Consider the following 6,593-nt stretch of genomic DNA (forward strand, 5'->3'; position numbering starts at 1 on the left):
CTATTCCTCGGGAGCATATCCATGTATGCGTTCGAAAAGCACATCAAAATTTAAACGAATGTAGGCATTTAACTTTTTCCGATAATCGCCTTTAAGCCATTCAACGAAATTAAAGGTACTTTTACTAATGCATTTCGTGTAGCGATTAATTCTGAAATCAATATCGTCACCAAGTTTTTTGGCCAGCATAATGGCATCATAGACATCCTCACTATTCTCGATGCATATTGTGGCATGTTGTTTTATGGATTGCTCCAAAACCGCTTTCGAAGATTTACCTTGCCTGATACAATCCACGTAGGTCTGTTGGATATCGAGATACACCTCTTCAGAATTTGAAAACTCGGCACGCAGTTCCTCAGGCATCTCATATTTGAAATTACTTTCCAGTTCTTCATCGCTTAACAGGGAGTCCAGATAATAATTTGGAGATTTAAAAATGCGCTGCCAGTCCAAATTATCGCCCCAGGGACCAAAACGATGAAAATTATTTCCCAGATCGACAACAGTAAAGGTGTTTTTATTTTTTAGCACTCGCGAACCACGACCAATCATCTGATAGTAGAGGGTCAGGGATTTGGTTGCCCGATTCAGGATGATACTTTCGACCGTGGGCTCATCAAATCCTGTGGTCAAAATACTTACAGAGGTTAAAATGGCATCAGGCGTATTTTTAAACCATTTTAAAATCATGGCGCGCTCCTTTTTGGTATTGGTATTGTCTAAATGCGCAATGTTGTACCCTGCCCGTCTAAAGGTCTCATAAACATGCAATGAGGTGTTGATACCATTGTTGAAAATCAAGGTCTTTTTTCCCTTGGAGCGCTCCTCATAGACATAAAGGAGTTTCGAAAGCATATCATCGGCCGTGTAGAGGTCTTCTGATGATTTAACGGTATAATCGCCATTGGCGCCCACAATTAGAGAAGTCAGTCCCACATTGTAGGAATACATTTCCGCACGGGCAAGGAAGCCATTCTGTATTAAGGACTCAATGCTTTCCCCTACAATAAGTTCGTTGTAATTGTCGGTCATGGGCAATTCAATGCTCGAACTGAGCGGTGTTGCCGTAACACCTAAAATAAAGGACTTACTGAAAAACTTAAAGAGTTTGGTAAACGAATTGTAATGGGCTTCATCAATGATAACCAGTCCAATATCCGAAATGTCCAGTTTGTCATCGTTCAGACGGTTGTTCAGGGTTTCCACCATGGCAACAAAACAACTGTACTCCCCCTGGTCACTCAAATCCGCCTTGCTGTCCACCACCTTGTTCACCACACTAAACTCGGTAAGCATTTTCGAGGTTTGCTTACAAAGTTCTATGCGGTGTGTCATCACCAGGACCTTTTTGTCATGGTGTTTGAGATACTGCCGTACAATCTCAGAAAATATAACCGTCTTCCCTCCTCCTGTTGGTAATTGATATAAAAGATGGTAATCTTCCGGAGATTCTTCGAAGGCCTTGAAAATCTTATTTATGGCACCTTTTTGATAGCTGTATAAGTCCTTGCCGGTTTTACGTTCTTCTAATTCTAATGTTGAAACACCCATAAAAATATTGTAATGCGCAAAAATAACATCTTTATGGAGTTTATGGTATATGATTGTCTCTAAAATTATTAATGGATATTAACAATGACGACTTTTACAACGTGTGCAAGGCATCATACATTCTGAAAAAAACTAAGATTTTGTGTAACAAAATGGGCAACCAGGCATCTAATACCTAAACTTTTACATTCTGAAAAGACATTTTAAATCACTCATATAATTAAATCGATACACAATGAACAAAGCAGTTACAAACATTTTTGGTGCACTTGTATTTTTTATAAGTACCGGATTTCAATTAAGCGCACAGGACCTGGTTGGTGCCTGGGAAGGTAAGTTATCAGTACAGGGAACGGAGATCCCTTTAGTGTTTAATATTAGCCAGGAAGAGGATGCGTATGCATCTACTATGGACAGTCCATCGCAAGGTGCAACAGGGATTCAAATGGATGAAACCACCTTTGTAGACAATACCGTGACCATAAAATTTAGCCAGGCCGGTATTAAATATGTTGGTACACTGAAAGAAAATCAATTGGAAGGGACCTTTTATCAAAGTGGAATGGAACTTCCACTAATCCTGACAAAAACGATTAAAACCTTACCTGGCGACACCAGTCTACCGAGCACGGAAGACGAACTGGAGGCGCTGGCCAACCTGGATTCCGGGGACTATAAATACAGCGTAAAGGATTATTTTTCCAGACCCAAGGCAAGATCCTTCAGCTTTTCACCGAATGGTGAGTATCTGTCTTACAGAGAGAAAGATGAAAACACCAAAAACCATGTTTATGTAAAACATCTTGAAACCAATGAAGTCACTCGGGTTATAGAGGAAAAGGAAGAACTCATCAGGGGATTCGGATGGGCAAATGATAACCGTTTGGTGTATGTTATGGATAAAGGCGGTAATGAAGACTATCATTTATTTGCAGTTAATATTGATGGTTCCAACCAAAAAGAACTCACACCTTTTGAGGGCGTGAAAGTAAATATACTGGAAGGATTAAAAGAGGATAAGGATCATATGATCATATCCATGAACAAAACAAATCCGCAGATTTTCGAACCTTACAAAATCAATATCGTTACCGGCGAGCTCGTTCAGCTGTATAAGAATGAGGATGTGGCCAATCCAATAAACACCTATTTGTTCGATAAAGATGGAAACCTCAGGGGATTTGCCAAGATCAGAGATGGGGTGAATATCGATTTTTATTACACTATAGATGGCAAAAACTACGAAATCAATAAAGAACTGAGTTGGAGAGATACGTTTAATGCCTTGAGTTTTAATTATGCCACAGAAAATCCGCATGATGCCTATGTGGTATCGAATTTAGAGAGTGATAAGGCCCAGATTCTGTTATACGACCTTAAGGAAGATAAGGTCATTGAGAAGTTGTTCTGGAATGACGATTATGATGTTTCGAACCTAAGACTATCAAGAAACCGAGGCTATGAGCTGGACTATTTTTCCTATGAAGGCGAAAAAAGGGTCATTGTTCCGGTGAGCGATTACTACAAAAAGCTGCATCAAAAGATTACTTCTCGATTTCCGAACTACAATTATACCCTGGCCGATGTCACAGATGATGAGAGCAAGTACCTCATATTTTTACAAAGCGATAAGTTGTACGGTACCTACTATGCCTATGATGCCCTAAAGGATAGCTTCGAATTTTTATACGATTTAATGCCGAATCTCATTGAAGACGATATGGCCGAAATGCGTCCTATAACCTTTACCAGCCGTGATGGAAAAACGATTCGTGGGTATATCACCCTCCCTAAGGAAGCGATTAATGGGAAGAAGGTACCGGTCATTGTAAACCCCCACGGTGGCCCACAGGGCATAAGAGATTCCTGGGGTTTCAATCCTGAAGCGCAGCTATTCGCGAGTCGCGGGTATGCTACCTTGCAGGTCAATTTCAGAATTTCAGGAGGCTATGGAAAGGCATTTTTAGAATCAGGATTCAAACAGATCGGAAGAAAGGCTATGGATGACGTGGAAGACGGATTACATTATGTAGCTGAACAGGGATGGGTGGATATAAATAATGCCGCTATCTACGGGGGCAGCCATGGCGGCTATGCCGTGCTTAGGGGGCTGACAAAAACCCCGGATCTATATGCCTGCGGTGTGGATTACGTCGGTGTATCCAATATCTTTACGTTTTTTAATTCCTTTCCTGAATATTGGAAGCCCTACAAAAAGATCGCTCAGGAAATATGGTATGATGAAAACATCCCGGAGGAAAAGGAAATTATGAAGGAAGTATCTCCGGTATTCCATATCGATAAAATAAAGAAGCCCTTATTTGTGGTACAGGGGGCTAATGATCCTCGTGTGAATATTAACGAGTCCGACCAGATAGTAAAAGGACTCCGTGCAAAAGGTGTAGATGTCCCCTATATGGTTAAATATGACGAGGGTCATGGCTTTGCAAAGGAAACCAATAGCATTCAGTTATATGAAGCGATGATCGGATTTTTGGCAAAACACCTCAAAAAGGAGATCTCCTACCCTATAAATGACTAGTATTTGATTTGTGACTAATGTGAAAAAGCCATTTGAGTAATCAAATGGCTTTTTCTTTACATTCCATTAGGATTTAATCTATCCCAATTATTAAAAACAAACCTGGCACGAATAGATCGTGTTTTAAAAGTACCTTGGTTATGCTCTTTTTATTATGTACTAAATAAATGCACCCATCCCCTCTTGTATTCAAAATGCCTTAAGTCCCCAAAAAGAAGTGTTAACTCATAATCTCTTTTTTTGATATAATCGACGAAATGCACTTTTAAGCCCAAAAATACTTACAAAATACATACAGTTTATCGATAAAATACTATTTAATACGTTTATTGGTAAAAATTTTTGTAGTTTTCGCTTGAATTTAACCTACTTAATTATGAAAAGAATACTACTCTTAATTTATTTTATTGCTGTAAATTATACTTTAAATGCGCAGCAATGTGATGAGACATTACCAATAACAGAGACTTTTGATGATGCTAATGTAATTGATGTTTGTTGGAACCTTATTGACGCCGACGGTGACGGAAAAAACTGGTATTGGAGAGATTACGGAATTAGTAACGGTGGATATAAATGTCTTACATCCCGATCTTTTAGTTCTTCTTCGGGAAACTTAGATCCGGATAATTGGATCATTTCTCATGTTATAGATTTAACCACGTTTAACACAAATGATAATATTTATATTAATTATAAAGTAAGAGCAGAACACCCTTCATTTGCACATGAATTCTACACGGTTTATGCTTCTCCAGGTAATCAAATTTCGGATTTTGAATCAAGTCCTGTTTCTAGAGGAGAATTTGCAGATGAAGTTGGTGCTAGTGGCGCATTTGTAAATAGAAGCTTAGACATTTCTTCTCTAGCTGGAAATATGATTTACATAGCTTTCAGGCATGAAAACATTGCTGGATCACAATTTATATTAAACATTGATGACGTTGTAATAAGTAATTCTCTATTAAATAATGAAGAATTCATTGATTTTGATTTCAAACACTATTATAACAAAGATTCCAGTACATTAATTATAGAAAACAACCATAATCTCGAGAACATCCAAATATATAACTTACTAGGAAAACGTGTACTCAATAAACCGCTTGTACAATCAAAAGAATATATTGATTTATCAAGTTTAAACAGAGGCGTATATGTCGTTAAAGTTAAAAACGATATTAGTTCTAAGACCTTTAAAGTTATGAAATATTAAATCTATTTTGATAATACATTTAGTAATAAACGAAAAAAGAGCCGCATCAAGCGGCTCTTTTCAATCACATTTAGTTAATTAATCTATTGTGGACTGGAGGATACTATTTTCTTAATCATCGTACCTTCCTTAGTCGTTAACCTCACAAAGAACATTTGGTTGTCTGTTCCTGAAAGATCGATCTTACTGGAGTCCACAGTACCTTTAATATATTGTGTGTTCTCAGAACTTCTGATCAAAGCACCTTTAATATCGAACACCTCTATATTCACATCGGTATCGTAATCGAAGGAATACTTAATGTTTACCTCCTGATCAAATGGTACCGGATACGCTAAGAAGTCAACTGCTTTTGTTATCGCTTCTTTGGCTCCTTCACCGCAGTCAATACCGAGATCAACAGTATAAGTGTTACCGTCATCAACACCAGGTCTGTCGCTGCATCTGCACAATTCCTCACAGGTCACAGCGTGGGCAATTACATAAACGGGACCACTTACATTGGTGAATGTTACGGAAATACCCGTTGAATGATCTAATGAACCTGCATTAAAGGTGTATTGTCCTGGTGCAACGGTTGGTGTACCGTTCTTTTCAGGGTACATATCACAACCGACATAGACATGGGCTTCACTCATGGCATAATCCATACCTATTCCATCATTGTCAATAGCATAGGTTACCGTTATCTCCCCTTCTTGGGAATAATCTACAGTAACACTACCGACTAGAGCACCTTTGGAGACATCACATTGTGCTGCTCCTGCATACAATGGTAATTCAGAAATGTCTCCTTCGTCATAATGATTCGTCCATCCCCAACGCTTAAAGGAAGGAATAAAGCAACTCGCTGTTTCCATATCCATAGCAAAGGCGGTCTCACAATTATCGTATTTATCAATTTCACGTGTTATTGTGCAAATCTTCATTGCAGAATTACCACAAGAATCAGTATACATAAACTTATAATCTTGCAACTGAGCACAACCATCTTCACTATATCTCATCTCACCATCCTTAACACCACTTAACGGTCCAGTTCCATCACAGTTGTCAGACCAAGATCCTCCAGCCCATTCTGTTGGAAATTCTTCCATGCATATGGTCATTGGTTCTGGGCAGGTAATTACTGGTTTTTCCAAATCAGGAACAATTGTAAAGGTAGCACTTGCTGTTATTGGTTCGATACAGGTATCTGTAATGGTCCAGGTCACTGTAATGGAATCACCACAGGCATCTGGCATTTGCTCACCGGCATCATTGGATAACTGTGGATCACAT

The 6,593-nt window shown here is 38.8% G+C and carries 4 protein-coding genes; 2 read left to right on the forward strand and 2 right to left on the reverse strand.

Going from position 1 to position 6,593, the window contains the following annotated elements; genetic code table 11:
• A complete protein-coding gene (locus MR041_RS09880) occupies window positions 1-1,554 on the reverse strand; it encodes a DEAD/DEAH box helicase (RefSeq protein ID WP_242093449.1) in 1,554 nt (517 codons plus the stop codon).
• A gap of 235 nt (window positions 1,555-1,789) precedes the next feature.
• Between MR041_RS09880 and MR041_RS09885 the strand changes: the two genes are divergently transcribed.
• On the forward strand, window positions 1,790-4,096 hold the full coding sequence (locus tag MR041_RS09885) for a S9 family peptidase (RefSeq protein WP_242093450.1): 2,307 nt from the start codon (window positions 1,790-1,792) through the stop codon (window positions 4,094-4,096).
• Window positions 4,097-4,472: 376 nt separating this feature from the next.
• Entirely contained in the window at window positions 4,473-5,312 is an 840-nt protein-coding gene (locus MR041_RS09890; RefSeq protein WP_242093451.1) for a T9SS-dependent choice-of-anchor J family protein, read from the forward strand.
• An 83-nt stretch (window positions 5,313-5,395) separates the two neighbouring features.
• Here MR041_RS09890 and MR041_RS09895 read toward each other — a convergent pair.
• The coding region (locus MR041_RS09895) for a T9SS type A sorting domain-containing protein (protein WP_242093452.1) at window positions 5,396-6,593 on the reverse strand (1,198 nt) is incomplete at its 5' end.

Origin of the sequence: Aestuariivivens sediminicola, assembly GCF_022662015.1 — a bacterium.
Classification (GTDB): Bacteria; Bacteroidota; Bacteroidia; order Flavobacteriales; family Flavobacteriaceae; genus Aestuariivivens; species Aestuariivivens sediminicola.

Coding starts and splice junctions, on each gene's coding strand:
- MR041_RS09890 (WP_242093451.1), top strand. CDS start 4,473: ATGAAAAGAATACTACTCTTAATTTATTTTATTGCTGTAAATTATACT.
- MR041_RS09880 (WP_242093449.1), bottom strand. CDS start 1,554: ATGGGTGTTTCAACATTAGAATTAGAAGAACGTAAAACCGGCAAGGAC.
- MR041_RS09885 (WP_242093450.1), top strand. CDS start 1,790: ATGAACAAAGCAGTTACAAACATTTTTGGTGCACTTGTATTTTTTATA.